Raw genomic sequence first — 18,575 nt, 5'->3', positions numbered from 1 at the left:
CCCCAAGGGGATTCGAACCCCTGTACTCACCGTGAAAGGGTGATGTCCTAGGCCTCTAGACGATGGGGACCTCGGAACTTCTACAACTACTGCACCACTTCAACGACAAACAAAACCTGACACTGTTTTGCTGCTGGTGGAGGTAAGCGGGATCGAACCGCTGACCTCTTGCATGCCATGCAAGCGCTCTCCCAGCTGAGCTATACCCCCGTTGGTGCAGAAACAAGAGTATAGCAAAGAAGTTTCACTCTGCAAATACCCTTTTTCACCCATGACGAAGTTTTCACAGGAGACGATTTCCGCACCGTCATTTCACGTTTCTATGGCGGCGGCGATTACAGCCACTTTGCCAGGCGCGCCAGCACGGTCTCGCGGCCAAATACCACCACCACCTGGTCGATGGCCGGCGTCTGCAACTGGCCCGTCAGAATCAAGCGCAAAGGCATGGCCAGCATCGGCATCTTGATGGTGTTGGCGGCCAGCACTTCCTTGATCATGGCGGCAACAGATTCCTTGCTCCACTCCACCGTCGCGATGCGCTCGGCAAACTGCGCCAGCACCGGCTTGATGGCGTCGGTGATGTGCTGCGCGACCAGCGCTGCCTCTGGCTGCGGCTCGCGGAAGAACAGCATCGAGGCGCTTGCGAGTTCATTGACGGTATTGGCGCGCTCTTTCATCATGCCCAGCACCAGCGCCAGCTCGGGCGCGCCTTCGAACACGGCGCCGGCCGCCGCCATTTGCGCGCGGGCCAGGTCGGCCAGACGGGCGTTATCGGCCTGCTTGATGTAATGGTTGTTCAGCCAGGCCAGCTTTTCATTGTTGAACTGCGCGGCCGACTTGGACAGGTGGTTCAGGTTGAACCACTCGCAGAACTGCGCGGTCGAGAATACTTCATCGTCGCCATGGCTCCAGCCCAGGCGCGCCAGGTAGTTCAGCATCGCTTCGGGCAGGAAGCCCTGCGCCGGGTAATCCATCACGCTGACGGCACCATGGCGCTTGGACAGCTTCTCGCCGTCCGCACCCAGGATCATCGGCAGGTGGCCGTACAGCGGCAGCGGCGCGCCGATGGCGCGCAGGATATTGATCTGGCGCGGGGTGTTGTTGACATGGTCGTCGCCGCGGATGACGTGGGTGATTTGCATGTCCCAGTCGTCGACGGCGACGCAGAAATTATAGGTCGGCGTGCCGTCCGGGCGCGCGATCACCAGGTCATCGAGTTCGCGGTTCGAAATCGTGATGGTGCCCTTGACCACGTCGTCCCAGGTCACGTCGCCATCGAGCGGATTCTTGAAGCGCACCACGGGCTTGCGATCGAGGGGGATGGCCGGCAGGGTCTTGCCCGGCTCCGGGCGCCAGGTGCCGTCGTAGCGCGGCTTTTCGCCGGCGGCGCGCATACGCTCGCGCATCGCTTCGACTTCTTCCGGCGACGAGTAGCAGTGGTACGCCGTACCATCAAGCAGCATCTGCGCCACCACTTCGCGGTAACGGTCCATGCGGGCCATCTGGTAGAACGGGCCTTCGTCGTGGTCCAGGCCCAGCCACTTCATGCCTTCGATAATCGCCTGCACGGCTTGCGGCGTGGAGCGCTCGAGGTCCGTGTCTTCGATGCGCAGCACGAAGGTGCCGCCGAAGTGGCGGGCGTAGGCCCAGCTGTATAAAGCGGTGCGGGCGCCGCCCAGGTGCAGGTAGCCGGTCGGGCTGGGAGCGAAACGGGTGCGGACGGGAGTAGCGGTGGTGGTCATCGAAGTCATCAGGCCAAATAAGTAAAACGCCATTTTACTCCCTGGGGCGCCGCTGCTCCACTTGCGTATTACTTGCGTATTACAACGTCATCAATCGTCTTTTCACCTGATCCGCCTGCGCATGCAGCGCCCGCTCGAATAGCGCCACCAGTTGCGACAGGGGCCGGTGCAGCGGCTTGACGATATTGACGGTGAACGGCAGCGAGACGGCAAAGCGGCGAATCTGCAGGCCCTGCCCTGCAAAGTCCAGCGCCGTCAAGGGGTTGACGATGGCCAGGCCGACGCCTTCGCGCACCATGGCGCATACCGACGCGGCGCTGTGGGTGTCGAGCGCCATGCGCCGCTCCACGCCGACTTGGGCAAAGATGGCGTCGATCTGCTGGCGGTATGGGTCTACCGCCGCCAGGCTGATAAAGGGCAGCCCTGCAAAGTCCTGCGGCGCCAGCGAGGCTTTGCTGGCCAGCGCATGGCCGTCGGGCAGCACGCACACTTCATCGACCGACATCAGATTGGCCAGCACCGTGCCCGGTGGCGCATGATCCACCTCCGTCAGGCCGAAGTCGTGACGCTGGGCCGACAGCCATTCTTCAAGCAGCGGCGACTCCTGCGGCGTGATGCTGATGCTCACGTTCGGAAAATCGGCGACGAAGCACTTGCAGGCCTGCGGCAGCAAGGATTGTGAAAACACCGGCAGGCAGGCGATCGACAGCTGGCCCTGGTCAAACTGGCGCAGCGCAGTGGCCGTGCTGACGATGCGCTCCAAGCCAAAATAGGCGCGCTGCACTTCCTCGAACAGCTGCAAGGCCTGGGCCGTCGGGCGCAGCCGGCCCCGCTCGCGCTCGAACAGGATCAAGCCGGTCAGGTATTCCAGGCGCGCCAGTTCGCGGCTGACGGTGGGCTGCGAGGTGTTGAGCATGGCGGCGGCGGCCGTCACACTGCCGGTAGTCATGATGGCGCGGAAGACTTCGATATGGCGCAGGGAGATGGACATACCCCATATCATAAATGAATAAGGTAGCCTCAAATGGATATTTTATGTCTGGATCAAAAAGCGCGATGATGATGTCATTCTTCCCTCATACGAAAGCGCACGATGAAACCCGTCAACGACCAGACCCTCGCCCAACTCGCCCAGCAGCATGGCACGCCACTGTGGGTCTACGACGCGGCCACCATCCGCGCGCGCGTCAAGCAGCTGGCGCAGTTCGACACCGTGCGCTTTGCGCAAAAGGCCAACTCGAATATCCATCTGTTGACCCTGATGCGCGAAGCGGGCGTGCACGTGGACGCCGTCTCGCTGGGCGAGATCGAGCGCGCGCTCAAGGCCGGCTACACGCCGGCGCCTACCCATGGCGCGGCCGGCGTGGTCTTTACCTGCGACCTGTTCGACCGCGCCACGCTGGCGCGCGTGGTGGAGGCAAAAATCGAAGTCAATTGCGGCTCGGTCGATATGCTGCGCCAGCTGGGCCCTGTATCGCCCGGCCACCGCGTCTGGCTGCGCATCAACCCCGGCTATGGCCACGGCCACAGCAACAAGACCAATACGGGTGGCGAGAACAGCAAGCACGGCATCTGGCATGAGGAGCTGCCCGAAGCGCTGGCGGTGATCCGCGCGCATGGCCTGCACCTGGTCGGCCTGCACATGCATATCGGCTCCGGCGTCGATTACAGCCACCTGGAAACTGTCTGCGGCACCATGGTTGATCTGGTGAAAAACATGGGCCACGATATCGAGGCCATATCCACCGGCGGCGGCCTGTCCGTGCCTTACCGCGATGGCGAGCAGCCGGTCGACACCGACCATTATTTCCAGCTGTGGGACGCGGCGCGCAAGCAGATCGAAGCACATCTGGGCCACCCGGTGCACCTGGAGATCGAACCGGGCCGCTTCCTGGTGGCCGACGCCGGCCTGCTGGTGGCCGAAGTGCGCGCCACCAAACAAATGGGCGGCAACCATTTTACGTTGCTCGACACCGGCTTCAATGAGCTGATGCGCCCCGCCATGTACGGCAGCTACCATGCGATGACGGTGATCGCCCATGACGGCCGCACACTGGACGCAGCAAACGCCCAGCGCGCCACCGTGGTCGGCGGCCCGCTGTGCGAATCGGGCGACGTGTTTACCCAGCGCGATGGCGGCGTGGTGGAAACCCGCTTGCTTCCCGCCGCGCAAGTGGGCGACTACGTGGTATTCGAAGGCGCCGGCGCGTATGGCGCGTCGATGTCGTCGAACTACAATAGCCGTCCGCATGCGACCGAATACCTGGTCGACGGTGCAGCGTCAAGGGTGATCCGCCGCCGCCAGACGGTGGCCGAACTGATCGCGCTCGAAGCGGTGTAAGGCCTCGGGCCAGGCGCTCTTGTGCGGGTGGCGATTTTGACCGTGTTGCCGATGGACTGGTTGCCGTGATTACCGCAGCACCTGCGTCAACACCCGCCCTGCCGACGCCGACGGCTGGCGCACGCGCAGCAAGTGGGCCAGGGTCGGCGCGATGTCGACCACCTGCGCATACTGGCCATAGGCGCCCGGCCTGATCCAGCGCGGGCCGTCGACCACCAGCACCACCACCAGCTTCGGTGGCGCCACAGGCTGTTGCGGTACAGGCGCGGCATAAACGGAAACAGCGGCGGCCAGCAGAGTCGGCACCATCTTGCGCGTAGAGGAAATGGCGGGTGTCATGAAAAAGTATCGATGGCTGGTTGATGTGCGCGGCAGCATACCCATGCACAATGACAGGAGCATGACTGTGAGTCTGCTGCCATGCTCGTTCAGCCTTGCTTAAAAGTCAAACACCGCCTTCACGATCGCCACCCGCGGGTCGCCCAGCGGCAGCACGTTGGCGTTCAGCACGCCCGCGTAATACTGCTTGTCGAACAGGTTTTTCACGTTCAGGCTGACCCGGTAACCGCGCCCCTGGTAGGCCAGGCTGGTATCAAGCACGGTGTAGCCAGGCACCGTGTAATCGACCGATGGTCCGGTCTTTTGCGCTTCGTAGCGCGCGCCCAGGCCCGCCGTCCAGCCATCCATCACGCCGCCGCGGAAGCGGTAATTGGCCCACACATTGGCGCTCTGGCGCGGCGTGTTGAGCAGGCGACGGCCCACCGTGCCGCCATTATCCTCGGTCACGCGCGCGTCCATCACGGTCAGCGCGCCCTGCACGCTCCAGCCATTGCGCAGGTCCGCACTGAGCTCGGCCTCGAAGCCGCGCGTGCGCTGCTCGCCCGTCTGCACCTGGGCGCTCGACAGGATGGCGAGATGGGCCGGATCCGGATCGGCCGTGGTGACGTTGGTGCGCGTCAGGTCATAGACGGCCATGGCGCCGTTGATGCGGCCACCGGCGAACTGGAACTTGCTGCCCACTTCCGCCTGGCGCCCTTCCTCGGGCTTGAACTGCGCGCCAAAAAAGTCGCTGCCGCTGACGGGCAAAAACGACGTTGCGTAACTGACGTAGGGAATGATGTTGGGCGTGAGCACATACGACAGCGCCACATTGCCGGTGTTCGACGACGTGTCCTGGCGCTGCCTGATGCCGGTCAGTTCATTGAGCTCGCGGTTGCGCGCGCGGTCGTGGCGCGCCGCCAGGTTCAATCGCCATTGCTCGTTCAGTTTGATCTGGTCGCGCAGGTACAGGCCGGTCGACGACACGGTGGTATCGGTCAGGCGGCTGGCGGGCGGACAGACGACGGCCGTGTTGTAGACCGGGTTGAGCACATTGAGCGCGACGATGCGGCATACCTGGTTGCCGTAGTGCACACGGTCGTGATTGAGGTCCAGGCCCGCCATCACATTGTGTTCCATGCCGCCAAAGGCAAACGTGCGCGAGGCATTGGTGTCCAGGGCGCGGTTGTGGCCATTGACATCCTGCAGCTGGGCCGAGCGGCCTTGCAGCAGCTCGTTGGCGGACAAGGCGGACATCGACACGAAGCGGCCATCCATCGACATGGTCTGCCAGCGGAAGTTTTGCGCCACTTTCCAGCCGTTCCCGAACCTGTGCACCAGGCTGTAGCCAAGCTGCTTTTGCGAGGAGTCATACGGGCCGAAACCGGGTTCGCCGTAGAATTGATCGCGCTTGAGCGGGCCATTGCGGTTCGGCAGCAACGTGCCCTTCACGGGCGCGCCCTGGGTGCGCAGGTATTGGCGGCGGGTGTAGGAGCCGAGGATGGTGAAGTCGGTGCTTGGGCCCAGGTCCAGCGACAGCGAGGGCGCCAGGTAGTGGTTCTTGAACCACACCAGGTCGGTCTGGTCGCCGGTATCGGACCACAGGCCGTCGAGGCGGAAAGCCGCCTTGCCGCTGTCGTTCAAAGGCCGGCCCAGGTCGAACGTGGCCTGCTTGTAGCGATAACTGCCGACGGCAAAGCCGGCCTGGTTGAAGCTCTCGGCGCGCGGGCGCTTGCTGACCATATTGACCATGCCGCCCGGCTGCACCAGGCCGAAGTTGATCGAGGCCGGGCCCTTGAGGATGTCGATCGACTCGACGCCGAACACTTCCTGCGCCACATAGTTGGACTGGTTGAGCTTCAAGCCATCGACATAGATCGATTCCGAAGCGCGCTGGCCGCGGATGGAAAAGTCATCCCAGCCGCGCTTGCCCCAGGTGCCCGACGACACGCCGGCCGCATTCTGGATCGCTTCGTTGAGGGTGGTGACCTGGCGCGAATCGAGCAGGTCGCGCGTCAGCACCGAGATCGATTGCGCCGTCTCGAACAGCGACAGGTCGGACTTGGTGGTGCTGGCGCCGGCGCGCGTGGCGCCAAAGCCCGAGTTCTCGTCGCGCGTACTGGCCACGTGCACGGTCTGGATGGCGCCGGCGCTTGCATCGGCAGCGGCGCTTGCATCGAGCGCGGCGCTGTCAGCGGCCAGTGCCGGCTGGCACAGCAAGGTAGAGGAAATGGTCAGGCATAACAGGCGGGCGGCAAAGGCGATGGGACGGGGTGCAGGCAGGAAGGGCATGGAGCATCTTTACTTAGTTGCGAATGATTCTTATTATTATATGTAAATCCAGGTAAAGATGCCATGGTGATCTTGTCTGGTTTATTTTTTTATCAGGCAAAAAAAAATGCCGCGCTTGCTGGCGCGGCATTTTTTGGGTTCGACACATCAATCGTTTTTAATGACGATGCTCGGGAATTTATTCGTCATGTCCTTGGCTTTTTCCGCCACCTTGATGGCGATGGTACGCGCGATCTGCTTGTAGATCGCAGCCACCGGGCCGTCCGGCTCGGCCACCACGGTCGGCGTGCCCGAATCGGTCTGCTGGCGGATCGCCATGGTCAAAGGCAAGGCGCCGAGAAACTCCACGCCGAAGTCCGCGCACATTTTGGCGCCGCCGCCGGCGCCGAAGATTTCTTCGGCATGGCCGCAGTTCGAGCAGATATGGGTGCTCATGTTTTCCACCACGCCGAGGATGGGAATGCCGACTTTTTCGAACATTTTCAGGCCCTTGCGCGCGTCGAGCAGCGCGATATCCTGCGGCGTGGTGACGATCACGGCGCCGGTGACCGGCACTTTTTGCGACAGCGTCAACTGGATGTCCCCGGTGCCTGGCGGCATGTCGACGATCAGGTAATCGAGGTCGCGCCAGTTGGTCTGGTCCAGCAGTTGCTGCAACGCTTGCGTGACCATCGGGCCGCGCCACACCATCGGCTCGTCCGGGTCGATCATGAAGCCGATCGACGACACTTGCAGGCCGTGGTTTTCCATCGGCTCCATGCTCTTGCCGTCCAGCGTCTTGGGCTGGCCGCTAATGCCCAGCATCATCGGCTGCGACGGACCATAGATATCGGCGTCGAGCATGCCGACCGAAGCGCCTTCGGCCGCCAGCGCCAGCGCCAGGTTGACGGCGGTGGTCGACTTGCCCACGCCGCCCTTGCCGGAAGCGACCGCAATGATGTTCTTCACATTGCTCATCGGTTTCAAGCCGCGCTGCACCGTGTGCGAGATGATTTTCGACGACACGCCGACGCTGACATTGCCCACGCCGGGCAGCACGCGCAGCGCGGCCAGCACGGACGTGCGGATCAGGTCGATCTGGCTTTTGGCCGGGTAGCCCAGCTCGATATCGAGCGAGATGTCCGCACCTGCGTCACCCTGGTCGACCTTCAGATTCCTGACGGTTTTGCTGGAAACGAAATCTTTATGGGTATTGGGATCAATAACTTGCGCCAGGGCTGCCTTGACGTCTTCTGCTGTGATGCTCATGTGATTCTCCGTGTGTGATGCCCGCAGTTTAGCGCAAATGCGCGGCCCGGTAGCGACGCCCATGCAAAGACAAATGCACCACATGGCGCGGTTGCAACTGCCCGGCATCTGCTCATATTGCGTTTCCGCTGTTAAAATGCTTGTTTATCCATCCCAAAAGTGCATCAATCATGACTCGCAAGCTGTTCGTCACCACTGCCCTGCCTTACGCAAACGCCGCTTTTCACATTGGCCACATCATGGAATATATCCAGGCCGATATCTGGGTACGTTTTCAGCGAATGCAACGCGATGGCGACGCCGGCCGTGAGGTGCACTTTGTCGGCGCCGACGATACGCACGGCACGCCGATCATGATCGCCGCCGAAAAGGAAGGCATCACGCCGCAGCAATTCGTCGCCAATATCGCCGCCGGCCGCGCCCAGTACCTGGACGGCTTTCATATCGCCTTTGACAACTGGTATTCGACCGACTCGCCGGAAAACGTCGAGCTGTCGCAGTCGCTGTACCGCAAGCTGCGCGATACCGGCCTGATCGTCACCAAGACCGTCGACCGCTTCTTCGACCCGGTCAAGGGCATGTTCCTGGCCGACCGCAACATCAAGGGCGAATGCCCGAAATGCGGCGCCAAAAACCAATATGGCGACAACTGCGAAGTGTGCGGCGCGGCCTACCAGCCAACCGACTTGGTCAACCCATTCTCGGTGTTTACCAACGCCACGCCGGTGATGAAGCCGTCGGAACAGTATTTCTTCAAATTGTCGGACCCGCGCTGCTTTCAATTCCTCAAGGATTGGCTCAACACGCCTGGCCGCCTGCAGCCGGAAATGGTCAACAAGGTCAGCGAGTGGCTGGGCGAAGCCGGTGAAAAACTGGCCGACTGGGATATCTCGCGCGACGCGCCCTACTTCGGCATCCCGATTCCCGATGCGCCGGGCAAGTTCTTCTATGTGTGGATGGACGCGCCGGTCGGCTACCTGGCCAGCCTGAAAAACTATTGCGACAAGAAAGGCATCGATTTCGACGCCTTTTTGAACGACCCGGGCACCGAACAGATCCACTTTATCGGCAAGGACATCGTCTCCTTCCACCTGCTGTTCTGGCCCGCCATGCTCAAATTTGCCGATCACCCGGTGATCGACAAACTGAAAGTCAATGTGCACGGCTTCCTGACGGTCAACAACGAAAAAATGTCGAAGTCGCGCGGCACCGGCATTTCGCCGCTGCGCTACCTGGACCTGGGCATGAACCCGGAATGGTTGCGCTACTACATCGCGTTCAAACTGAATTCGAAAGTGGAAGACCTGGACTTCAACGGCGAGGATTTTGTCGCCCGCGTCAACAGCGACCTGATCGGCAAGTACGTCAATATCGCCAGCCGCTGCGCCGGCTTTATCGCCAAGCGCTTCGACGGCAAGCTGGCGCCAGGCTTGTCCGAGGGCGCGCAAACCTGGATCAACCGCGCGCTGACGCAGGACGTCAACGGCGTCGTCGTCGAGCGCCAGGCCGGCATCGCCCAGCATTTCGAAAACCGCGAGTTCGGCAAGGCCCTGCGCGAGATCATGGAAATTGCCGACATCACCAACCAGTATGTCGACGAAAACAAGCCGTGGATACTGGCCAAGGATGCGGAAAAGACGGCCGAATTGCACGATGTCTGCACCACCGCGCTGATCCTGTTCCGCCAGCTGACGATCTTGCTGTCGCCGGTATTGCCGGGCGTGGCGAAGAACGTGGCAAGTTTTCTTAACGATGGCGCATTTTCCTGGGCCGACACGCAGGTGTTTGGCGACGCCGTCTCGCACAGCATGCTGGGCCGCACCATCGGCGCCTACAGCCACTTGATGACGCGCATGGATGCGAAGATGATCGAAGCGCTGTTCGACGCGCCGCAAGCGGTCGTGGCCGCTCCCGCAGCCGATGCCGCCAACGATGCTGTCAACGGTGCTGCTCCAGCCGCAGCCGCCCTGGTCGCCATCACGCCGGCGTCCGCCATCGAGGAACTGGCGCCGGAAATCAAGATCGACGACTTCCTGAAGGTCGACCTGCGCATCGCGAAAATCGTCAACTGCGAACTGGTCGACGGCTCCGACAAGCTGCTGCGGCTGACCCTGGACGCCGGCGAAGGCCGCCTGCGCAACGTGTTTTCGGGCATCCGTTCGGCCTACCAGCCGGAAGAGCTGATCGGCAAGCTGACCGTGCTGGTGGCCAACCTGGCGCCGCGCAAGATGAAGTTCGGCGTGTCCGAAGGCATGGTGATGGCAGCGTCGGGCGCCGATGAAAAGGCCAATCCGGGTATCTATATCCTGAACCCGTGGCCGGGTGCCGAACCTGGCATGCGCATCCGTTAAGGCGCCCCCATGAATATCGTGGTGCGTGAAGCGGGCGATGACGATGCCGCCCTGATCGCCGGACTGACCCGCGCGGCCTGGGCCGGCAAGGTGGCCGCCTCGTCCAGCGGCCACCGAGAAACACCCGAGCAGGTGGCGCGCGCCTTGCGCAGCGGTGGCGGCTTCATCTTGCTGATTGACGACATGCCGGCCGGTTCGCTGCGCTTCATGGCGCTCGACAGCGAACCGGCCATCTGGGAAATTTCGCGCATGGGCATCTTGCCGGCCTGGCGCGGCAACCACTGCTCGCAGCACTTGCTCGAAGCCGTGATCCACCATGCGCTGTCGTGCCAGGCCGAGGAGTTGCGGCTGGCCGTGCGCCTGGACCAGGGCAAGCTGATCGATTTTTATGCCGCCTTCGGTTTCGAACTGGCCGAAGAGCTCGAATATTCGCACGCCAACCCGGCGGAGCCCGCCCCTTCGGTCATGCGGCGCATGCTGCGTTATTGATTTTTAGAAAATCCCATCAAGCCAGCCGCCAGAATGTCCCACCACGCCGCCCGGCGCGGTAAAATGCGGCTTGCTGATTTAACTCGGAAGTGACCATGAAACTGCCTGCAAAACACATGAACTACGTCTCGGACCACACCTTGTTCATCGCCGAACTGAAAGCGAAGAATCCGGGCATGGAAGAAGGCCAGCGCGCCGGCCGCGCCCTGCTGTGGGACAAGCCGCCCGTCAGCCTTGACGAGCAGGACCGCCAGATGGCCTCGGCCGTCAAGCAGCAAGCTTACGTGTATCAGAACAAGAACTAATCACCGCTGGAACCGGCACGATGTTGCCTGAAGAACCGGCGGACGCGCCAGGCACCGCCGTGCCTGGCGTGGCCGCGGTCATCGCGCCGCCCGCCCCCGATCCGCTGGGCATCGCCCGCCTGTATGGCGAGCCGATGCTGCGCATGCCGACCGATCTGTATATTCCGCCGGACGCGCTGGAAATCTTCCTCGACGCCTTCGAAGGCCCGCTCGACTTGCTGCTCTATCTGATCCGCAAGCAGAATTTCAATATCCTGGATATTCCGATGGCGCAGGTCACCCTGCAATATCTGAAATACGTCGACCAGATCCGCGTGCGCAACCTGGAACTGGCGGCCGAATACCTGCTGATGGCGGCCATGCTGATCGAGATCAAGTCGCGCATGCTGCTGCCCTCGCGCAAGAGCGAGGTCGAGGAAGACGGCGGCGACCCGCGCGCCGAACTGGTGCGCCGCCTGCTCGAATACGAGCAGATCAAGCTGGCCGCGTATGACCTGAACACCATCCCGCAGTTCGAACGCGACTTCGTGCGCACCCAGATCTTCATCGAGCAAAGCCTCACGCCCACCTGGCCCGAAGTCGAGCCGGTGGACTTGCAGCAGGCCTGGCTCGATGTGCTCAAACGCGCCAAACTGACCCAGCATCACCGCATCAGCCGCCAGGAATTGTCGGTGCGCGAGCACATGACGGCCATCCTGCGCCGTTTGCAAAGCACGCGTTTCGTCGAGTTTGGCGACCTGTTCGATGTCAAGGGCGGCGTGCCGGTGGTGGTGGTCAACTTCGTGGCCCTGCTGGAACTGGCCAAGGAAACCCTGATCGAAATCACGCAAGCTGAACCGTTTGCGCCCATTTACGTCCGGCTGGCCTATTCGCCGGCCTGATATCATCTCCCTTTGTCACTGCCCCCGTAGAACGGGGTTTTAGCGAAAGCATGCAATGAAAATTATTTCCGACATCGATGAATTGCGCGACCAGCTCAGCGGACAGCTGCGCACGGCCTTCGTGCCGACCATGGGCAATCTGCATGAAGGCCATCTGTCGCTGATGCGCCTGGCGCGCAAGCACGGCGACCCGGTGGTGGCCTCGATTTTCGTCAACCGCCTGCAGTTCGGGCCGAACGAAGACTTCGAAAAATATCCGCGCACCATGGCCGCCGATGTCGCCAAGCTGGAAAAGGAAGGCGTCTACGTGCTGTTTGCGCCGACCGAGAAAGAACTGTATCCGGAACCGCAGGAATACCGCGTGCGCCCGCCTGACGACCTGGGCAATACCCTGGAAGGCGAATTTCGCCCCGGCTTCTTCGAAGGCGTGTGCACGGTCGTCACCAAATTGTTTTCCTGCGTGCAGCCGCGCGCGGCCGTGTTCGGCAAGAAGGATTACCAGCAACTGATGATCATCCGCAACATGGCGCGCCAGATGGCCATGCCGACCGAAATCATCGCCGCCGAAACCTATCGCGCCGACGACGGCCTGGCGCTATCGTCGCGCAATATGTATTTGTCGGACAGCGAACGCGCCGAAGCGCCCGAGCTGTACAAGGGCCTCAATTTTGTCGCCGAGGAAGTGCGCAAGGGCAACCTGGCCGTGACGGAACTGGAACAGGCCGCGATGCGCCTGCTCGATGGCCGCGGCTGGAAATCCGACTATATCTCGGTGCGCAAGCGCGCCAACCTGCAATCGCCGAATGCTGCCGAACTGGCGGCGGGCGAGCCGCTGGTGGTGCTGGCGGCGGCCCGGCTGGGGCAGACACGGTTGATCGACAACCTGGAGATTTAAGAGCACACGAAAAAAAGCTGCCAGTTCACACTGGCAGCTTTTTTATTAAACCCGGCAACCCCGATCAGGCGCCGGCTTTATCCAGTTTCTCGAAAATCTTGTTCAGCTTTTCATCGAGCGTCGCGGCCGTGAACGGCTTGACAACGTAGCCGCTGGCGCCCGCTTGCGCGGCAGCGATGATGTTTTCCTTCTTCGCTTCGGCCGTCACCATCAGCACGGGCAGCTTGGCAAGTGCCGGATCGGCGCGGATATGCTGCAGCATGGTCAGGCCGTCCATATTCGGCATATTCCAGTCCGAGACGACGAAATCAAACGATTCCGAGCGCAGTTTGGCCAGGCCCATCACGCCGTCTTCAGCCTCGTCGACGTTGGCATAACCCAGTTCCTTCAACAGATTCCGGACAATGCGGCGCATCGTCGAAAAATCGTCAACGACTAAAAATTTCATCTTTGGATCAGCCATGAATAACTCCGTTGTTTCTGTAGCGGTTTGTTAATAATATCGACATGAATGCCGACATTATGGTCGACACTACGGCAGCAAGTCACAGGATAGCATTTTCGTTGCTTTTAAGCGAAAAAACTTGCCATCCATTATAGGAAACGTGGCTTACACGCGCAAAGCGCGCATGCCGTGGGCTGCCAGGTATCCGAGTACCATGCCGGGCAGCGCCGTCAGCGCGCCTACCTCATGCGTGGCGCCGACGGCGATCGCTTCACGCGGCATGCCGAACACCACGCAACTGGCTTCATCCTGTGCGAAATTATACGCTCCTGCGGCCTTCATCTCCAGCATCCCTTGCGCGCCGTCCTTGCCCATGCCGGTCAGGATCACGCCGACCGCATTCTTGCCGGCAAACTGGGCGGCCGAACGGAACAGCACGTCCACCGATGGGCGGTGGCGGTTGACCGGTTCGCTCTGGTCGATCTTGGTCATGTAGTTCGCGCCGCTGCGGGTCAAGGTCAGGTGCGAGTGGCCAGGAGCGATATAGGCGTGACCAGGCAGCACCCTTTCGCCGCCGGCCGCTTCCTGCACCGAGATCTTGCACAGCGAATCGAGGCGGCGCGCGAACGAGCGCGTAAAGCCTTCCGGCATATGCTGGGTGATCAGGATGCCGGGGCAGTCCGATGGCATCTGCATCAAAAATTCACGGATCGCTTCGGTGCCGCCGGTGGACGCGCCGACGATAATCAGTTTTTCCGACGACAGCAGCGGATTGCGCAACACCGGCAACGGCGCCGTGCCAGGCGCGGCCGCTGCGCCATGCGGCGCCAGGGTGCGGGCGCGGATACGCGCCTTGGAGGCGGCGCGGATCTTGTCGGCGATCATCTCGGAGTACTCGCGCATGCCGCTCTGGATCGAAATTTTCGGCTTGGTGACGAAGTCGACCGCACCGAGCTCCAGCGCGCGCATGGTGATTTCCGAGCCGCGCTCGGTCAGGGACGACACCATCAGCACCGGCATCGGACGCAGGCGCATCAGTTTTTCCAGGAAGTCCAGGCCATCCATCTTCGGCATCTCGACGTCCAGGGTCAGCACGTCCGGGTTGGTCTGCTTGATCAGCTCGCGCGCCACCAGCGGGTCCGGCGCCGTACCCACCACTTCCATATCGGGCTGGCTGTTGACGATTTCCGCCATCACGCTGCGGATCAGCGCCGAGTCATCCACGATCAGTACCTTGATCTTCATTTATTTCCCTTCCAGGCCATACAGGCCACTACTCATAATCTTTGTCAGAACAAATCTACTGATCCGCCCACCGGAGCGACTTTCAGGCGGCTGGCGTAATCGAGTTCGCGGCGCACCAGCGTGTCGTTATGCGACTGCATCAGCTTTTTCACCAGCACCTTGCCGCTGCGCGGGAAGAAATACACCTTGCGCGGGTGGATGTCGTTGAGGTCTTCGGCCACCACGCGCATTTTTTCGGCCTTCAGGTAGTTGATGACGAAGGCCGCATTGCGCTCGCCGACGTTAATCGCCGTAAAGCCGCGCAGCACGGCGCCGCCGCCGAACACTTTCGCTTCCATGTTCTCGCGCCTGGCGCCCGCTTTCAGCAGGTCGTTGATCAGTATCTCCATGGCGTAGGTGCCATAGCGCATCGATGCCGAAATCGGACTGTTGGTATCGCTGCCGCCGTCGGGCAGCATGAAGTGGTTCATGCCGCCCAGGCCCGTGACGCGGTCGCGGATGCAGGCCGACACGCAGGAACCGAGCACGGTGACGATCAGCATGTCCTTGTTGGTGAAGTAGTACTCGCCAGGCAGGATCTTGGCGGCTTCGCAGTTGAACGTCCGGTCGAAATAGACGTTGGTGGCGAATTGTTCTTTGGGTGCGAGGCTCATGGCTAATCTCAGGTACGTTGCGACGATGCTTTGGGTGCGGTGCTGCGCGAGCTGTCCAGTTCATACACCGTCTTGCCGCGCAATTTCAGGGACTCCGACACGTACAGGAAATTTTCCGAGTGGCCCGCGAACAGCAGCGCGTCAGGTTTCATCAGCGGCACGAAGCGCGACAAGATCTTGCGCTGGGTCGCTTTGTCGAAATAGATCATGACATTGCGGCAGAAGATCACGTCGAACTGGCCGCTCACGGGCCAGCCGTCGGCCAGCAGGTTGAGCGGCTTGAAGGTGATCATCTGGCGCAATTCGGGGCGCACCCGCACTTGGCCTTCGCGGTCTCCCTTGCCGCGCAAGAAGAAGCGGCGCGCGCGGTCGGCCGGCATCTTGTCGAGCCGGTCGAGGTTGTAGACGCCATTGGCCGCCGTGGCCAGCACATTGGTGTCGATGTCGGTGGCGATGATGGTCACCGGCGGCGTGAGCGTATTGAAGGCCTCGCACGCCGTAATGGCAATCGAATATGGCTCCTCGCCGGTGGAGGCGGCCGAACACCAGATGGTGATCGGTCCCTTGAGCTTTTTCAGATGCTCGGCGAGCAGCGGAAAGTGATGGGCTTCGCGGAAGAACGAGGTCAGGTTGGTCGTCAGCGCGTTGGTGAACGCCTCCCATTCGTCGGCCATGCGGCCCGCTTCCAGGTCGTCCAGGTAACGCACGAACGACGAGATGCCGGTCGCGCGCAAGCGGCGCGCCAGGCGGCTGTAGACCATCTCCTGCTTGCTGTCGGCCAGCGCGATGCCGGCCCGCTTGTAGATCATGGTGCGGACGCGCTCGAAATCCTTGCCGGTGAAGTCAAATTCCTTGGCTGAATCCGTTTTAGTTTGCGGCATTTGTTGATTACCTCTTCTATGACTGCTTTGAACAATGCCTTTGCAATACTACAAGCGCGACCGGGAGCAGGCCAAGAATCAGAACTCTTCCCAATCGTCGCCGCTGGCCGCCGCCAGCTTTTTCGCCGGCGGTGGCGTCACCGCCCTCGCCGCAGGCGCCACTACCCTGGTCTTTGCCGCCAGCGGCTGGCGCGGCGCCGCTGTCACGGGCTTCGGCGTCGGCGCCGCCACCATCGCCGCCGGCGCATTGCCTTCGCCGTCCAGCTTGAAGATGCTGACGGCGTCGGCCAGGCGCAGCGCCTGGTCCTGCATGCTTTCGGCGGCCGCCGCCGCTTGCTCGACCAGCGCCGCGTTCTGCTGCGTCATCTGGTCCATCTGCGCGATGGCCTGGTTCACTTCCTCGATACCATGGCTCTGTTCCTGCGTCGCCGCCGTGATCTCGCCCATGATGTCGGCCACCTGGCGGATCGAGGTGACGATCAGGCCCATGGTCTGCCCCGCTTCGTCGACCAGCCGGCTGCCCGCATCGACCTTGTCGACCGAGTCGCCGATCAGGCCCTTGATTTCCCTCGCTGCGCTGGCGGAGCGTTGCGCCAGATTGCGCACTTCCGAGGCCACCACCGCAAAGCCGCGGCCCTGCTCGCCGGCCCGCGCCGCCTCGACCGCCGCATTCAAGGCCAGGATATTGGTCTGGAAGGCGATGCCGTCGATGACGCCGATGATGTCGACGATCTTGCGCGAACTATCCTTGATCGAGCCCATGGTGTCGACCACCTGCGCCACCACGCTGCCGCCCTGCTGCGCCACCGACGAGGCCGACACGGCCAGCTGGTTGGCCTGGCGCGCATTGTCGGCGTTCTGTTTCACCGTCGACGTCAGCTCTTCCATCGACGAGGCCGTCTCTTCGAGCGAACTGGCCTGCGTTTCCGTGCGCGCCGACAGGTCGGCATTGCCGCTGGCGATTTCGCGCGAGGCGATGGCGATCGTCTGCGTGCCCTGGCGCACGTCGCTGACCGTGCGCACCAGGCTTTCATTCATGTCTTTCAGCGCCTGCTGCAAGGCGCTGGTTTCATCGCGCCCTTCGACTACCGCGTGCGAGCTCAGTTCGCCCGACGCCACCTTCTGCGCCACCGCCACCGCGCCCGACAAGGGCTGGGTGATCGAGCGCGTGATGAAGATGGCGCACCAGGCGCCCAGCACCACGGCCGCGCCGCCCAGCACCAGCAGCACCAGCATCAACTGCTTGTCATCGGCCAGCGAACCGGCCATGAAGCGCTGCTGGCTGGCCTGCTGCAACTGCAGCAGCTGGTTGATATCGACCAGCATCTTGCGATTCAGGGGATCGATGCGGTTGGCGATCACCTTGGCGCCGCCTTCGCTGTTAAACGCCAGCACCTGCCCCATCGCTTCCTTGAAGGCGCTGTCGACTTCACGGTCCAGCACCGCGATATTGGCCACCAGCGCCTTTTCGGCATCGGACAGGCCCAGTTTGGCGAGCTTGTCGCGCGCGCCATCGTACTGCTTGCGCTGCTCGCGTACCTTGCCCTCTTCGGCCTGCATCAGGCCGACGTCGCCCTGCAAGCCGATATTGCGCATGGCGATGCCCATTTCCAGCATCGCGCTTTTCATGGTCGACGCCTGCGTATTCTTCTCGCTGGCGCTCTCCAGCCCCGACAGCAACTGCGCCTTGTTGCGGTAATTTAATGCCGTGGCCGCCACCACGACGATCACCAGAATCGCCAGAATGCTGCCAAAACCGATGCTCAGCCGCGTACCTATCTTGAAATTGCGCAAACCCATGACAGTCTCCCCCTATGTTTGATGACGGCGCACACGCCGGGCGTGTCGCGCCGTGCCCTGGCCTGGTTTCTACGAACCTTGCGGCCTGCCGGCAAATGCCGGGGTCAGACGGGGACGCCAGGTCCCGGCTGGTCTGCCCCCAGCTTGCCGCTGCAATCGAACGACGCTTGCCTATCAGGCGGCCAGTTTGTCGATCAGACCCATCTCGCTGCTGGACATCAGCTTGTCGATATCGACCAGGATCAGCATGCGCTCGTCGATGGTACCCAGGCCTATCATGTAGTCGGTCGAAAATGCGGTACCCATTTCCGGTGCCGGTTTCACCTGCTCAGGCGTCAGGGTGGTCACGTCGGAGACGCTGTCGACCACCATGCCGACAATGCGGCCACCGATGTTCAGGATGATCACTACCGTGAACTGGTCGTAGACGGGGGTGCCCAGCTTGAACTTGATGCGCATGTCGACCACCGGAATGATGATGCCGCGCAGGTTGATCACGCCCTTGATGAATTCGGGCGCGTTGGCAATGCGGGTCACCGCTTCATAGCCGCGGATTTCCTGGACTTTCAGGATATCGATGCCGTACTCTTCCGAGCCCAGCGTGAAGGCCAGGAATTCACGGCCGGCGATGTCCTTGCCGTCGCTAGTTTTGCTGGCGGATAATTGTTGAGTATCTGACATGATGAGGT

Annotated in this window: 17 protein-coding genes and 2 tRNA genes; 6 read left to right on the top strand and 13 right to left on the bottom strand. The window is 61.9% G+C overall.

Annotation, left to right across the window (positions count from 1 at the left end; genetic code table 11):
- The 4 genes from CD932_RS19835 to CD932_RS19820 all read right to left on the bottom strand — a co-directional run bounded on the left by CD932_RS19835 (nucleotide 1) and on the right by CD932_RS19820 (nucleotide 2,733).
- Nucleotides 1-70 (bottom strand) — tRNA-Glu (locus tag CD932_RS19835).
- A gap of 64 nt (nucleotides 71-134) precedes the next feature.
- Nucleotides 135-210, bottom strand: a tRNA-Ala gene (locus tag CD932_RS19830).
- A 125-nt stretch (nucleotides 211-335) separates the two neighbouring features.
- Complete coding sequence (gene gltX / locus CD932_RS19825) at nucleotides 336-1,742, bottom strand: glutamate--tRNA ligase (protein WP_094445270.1); 1,407 nt, start codon at nucleotides 1,740-1,742, stop codon at nucleotides 336-338.
- A 79-nt stretch (nucleotides 1,743-1,821) separates the two neighbouring features.
- Nucleotides 1,822-2,733, bottom strand: a complete 912-nt coding sequence (locus tag CD932_RS19820; protein ID WP_094444551.1) for a LysR family transcriptional regulator — start codon at nucleotides 2,731-2,733, stop codon at nucleotides 1,822-1,824.
- 102 nt (nucleotides 2,734-2,835) lie between these two features.
- Here CD932_RS19820 and lysA point away from each other — a divergent pair, with 102 nt between their 5' ends.
- Nucleotides 2,836-4,083 carry a diaminopimelate decarboxylase gene (lysA, locus tag CD932_RS19815; RefSeq protein WP_094444550.1) on the top strand — a complete coding sequence of 416 codons (1,248 nt, stop codon included), beginning with the start codon at nucleotides 2,836-2,838 and terminating at the stop codon, nucleotides 4,081-4,083.
- A 69-nt stretch (nucleotides 4,084-4,152) separates the two neighbouring features.
- Here the strand turns inward: lysA and CD932_RS29465 are convergent, their stop codons facing one another.
- From CD932_RS29465 to apbC, 3 genes are all read right to left on the bottom strand, one after another.
- Nucleotides 4,153-4,422 (bottom strand): hypothetical protein, encoded by a 270-nt coding sequence (locus tag CD932_RS29465; RefSeq protein ID WP_254926687.1) that lies wholly within the window; start codon nucleotides 4,420-4,422, stop codon nucleotides 4,153-4,155.
- 99 nt (nucleotides 4,423-4,521) lie between these two features.
- The gene (locus CD932_RS19805; protein WP_094444548.1) at nucleotides 4,522-6,693 is read right to left on the bottom strand and encodes a TonB-dependent siderophore receptor; all 2,172 of its coding nucleotides are present in this window, start codon (nucleotides 6,691-6,693) and stop codon (nucleotides 4,522-4,524) included.
- 147 nt (nucleotides 6,694-6,840) lie between these two features.
- Nucleotides 6,841-7,941 carry an iron-sulfur cluster carrier protein ApbC gene (apbC, locus tag CD932_RS19800; RefSeq protein ID WP_094444547.1) on the bottom strand — a complete coding sequence of 367 codons (1,101 nt, stop codon included), beginning with the start codon at nucleotides 7,939-7,941 and terminating at the stop codon, nucleotides 6,841-6,843.
- 170 nt (nucleotides 7,942-8,111) lie between these two features.
- Between apbC and metG the strand changes: the two genes are divergently transcribed.
- The 5 genes from metG (at nucleotide 8,112) to panC (ending at nucleotide 12,862) form a co-directional block, all read left to right on the top strand.
- Nucleotides 8,112-10,292 (top strand): methionine--tRNA ligase, encoded by a 2,181-nt coding sequence (metG, locus tag CD932_RS19795; RefSeq protein ID WP_094444546.1) that lies wholly within the window; start codon nucleotides 8,112-8,114, stop codon nucleotides 10,290-10,292.
- A 9-nt stretch (nucleotides 10,293-10,301) separates the two neighbouring features.
- Nucleotides 10,302-10,781, top strand: coding sequence for a GNAT family N-acetyltransferase (locus CD932_RS19790; RefSeq protein ID WP_094444545.1), 480 nt, complete (start codon nucleotides 10,302-10,304; stop codon nucleotides 10,779-10,781).
- Nucleotides 10,782-10,876: 95 nt separating this feature from the next.
- On the top strand, nucleotides 10,877-11,086 hold the full coding sequence (locus CD932_RS19785; protein ID WP_094444544.1) for a DUF3460 family protein: 210 nt from the start codon (nucleotides 10,877-10,879) through the stop codon (nucleotides 11,084-11,086).
- Between the two features lie 20 nt (nucleotides 11,087-11,106).
- Nucleotides 11,107-11,967, top strand: coding sequence for a ScpA family protein (locus CD932_RS19780; RefSeq protein ID WP_094444543.1), 861 nt, complete (start codon nucleotides 11,107-11,109; stop codon nucleotides 11,965-11,967).
- A 55-nt stretch (nucleotides 11,968-12,022) separates the two neighbouring features.
- Complete coding sequence (gene panC / locus CD932_RS19775) at nucleotides 12,023-12,862, top strand: pantoate--beta-alanine ligase (RefSeq protein WP_094444542.1); 840 nt, start codon at nucleotides 12,023-12,025, stop codon at nucleotides 12,860-12,862.
- A 64-nt stretch (nucleotides 12,863-12,926) separates the two neighbouring features.
- Here the strand turns inward: panC and cheY are convergent, their stop codons facing one another.
- The 6 genes from cheY to CD932_RS19745 all read right to left on the bottom strand — a co-directional run bounded on the left by cheY (nucleotide 12,927) and on the right by CD932_RS19745 (nucleotide 18,567).
- Nucleotides 12,927-13,325: a chemotaxis response regulator CheY gene (cheY, locus tag CD932_RS19770; RefSeq protein WP_094444541.1), complete on the bottom strand. Its 399-nt coding sequence runs from the start codon at nucleotides 13,323-13,325 to the stop codon at nucleotides 12,927-12,929.
- A gap of 147 nt (nucleotides 13,326-13,472) precedes the next feature.
- Entirely contained in the window at nucleotides 13,473-14,552 is a 1,080-nt protein-coding gene (locus CD932_RS19765; RefSeq protein ID WP_094444540.1) for a chemotaxis response regulator protein-glutamate methylesterase, read from the bottom strand.
- A 44-nt stretch (nucleotides 14,553-14,596) separates the two neighbouring features.
- Nucleotides 14,597-15,205, bottom strand: a complete 609-nt coding sequence (cheD, locus tag CD932_RS19760; RefSeq protein ID WP_094444539.1) for a chemoreceptor glutamine deamidase CheD — start codon at nucleotides 15,203-15,205, stop codon at nucleotides 14,597-14,599.
- An 8-nt stretch (nucleotides 15,206-15,213) separates the two neighbouring features.
- Nucleotides 15,214-16,086, bottom strand: coding sequence for a CheR family methyltransferase (locus tag CD932_RS19755; RefSeq protein WP_094444538.1), 873 nt, complete (start codon nucleotides 16,084-16,086; stop codon nucleotides 15,214-15,216).
- Between the two features lie 78 nt (nucleotides 16,087-16,164).
- Entirely contained in the window at nucleotides 16,165-17,886 is a 1,722-nt protein-coding gene (locus tag CD932_RS19750; protein ID WP_094444537.1) for a methyl-accepting chemotaxis protein, read from the bottom strand.
- Between the two features lie 174 nt (nucleotides 17,887-18,060).
- A complete protein-coding gene (locus CD932_RS19745) occupies nucleotides 18,061-18,567 on the bottom strand; it encodes a chemotaxis protein CheW (RefSeq protein WP_065306418.1) in 507 nt (168 codons plus the stop codon).
- Nucleotides 18,568-18,575: the final 8 nt, after the last annotated feature.

The sequence above is a fragment of the Janthinobacterium sp. PC23-8 genome, assembly GCF_002250505.1.
Lineage (GTDB): Bacteria > Pseudomonadota > Gammaproteobacteria > Burkholderiales > Burkholderiaceae_D > Janthinobacterium.
The sequence above is the reverse complement of the archived record's forward strand: the minus strand, read 5'-3'. Positions and strand labels throughout refer to the sequence as shown.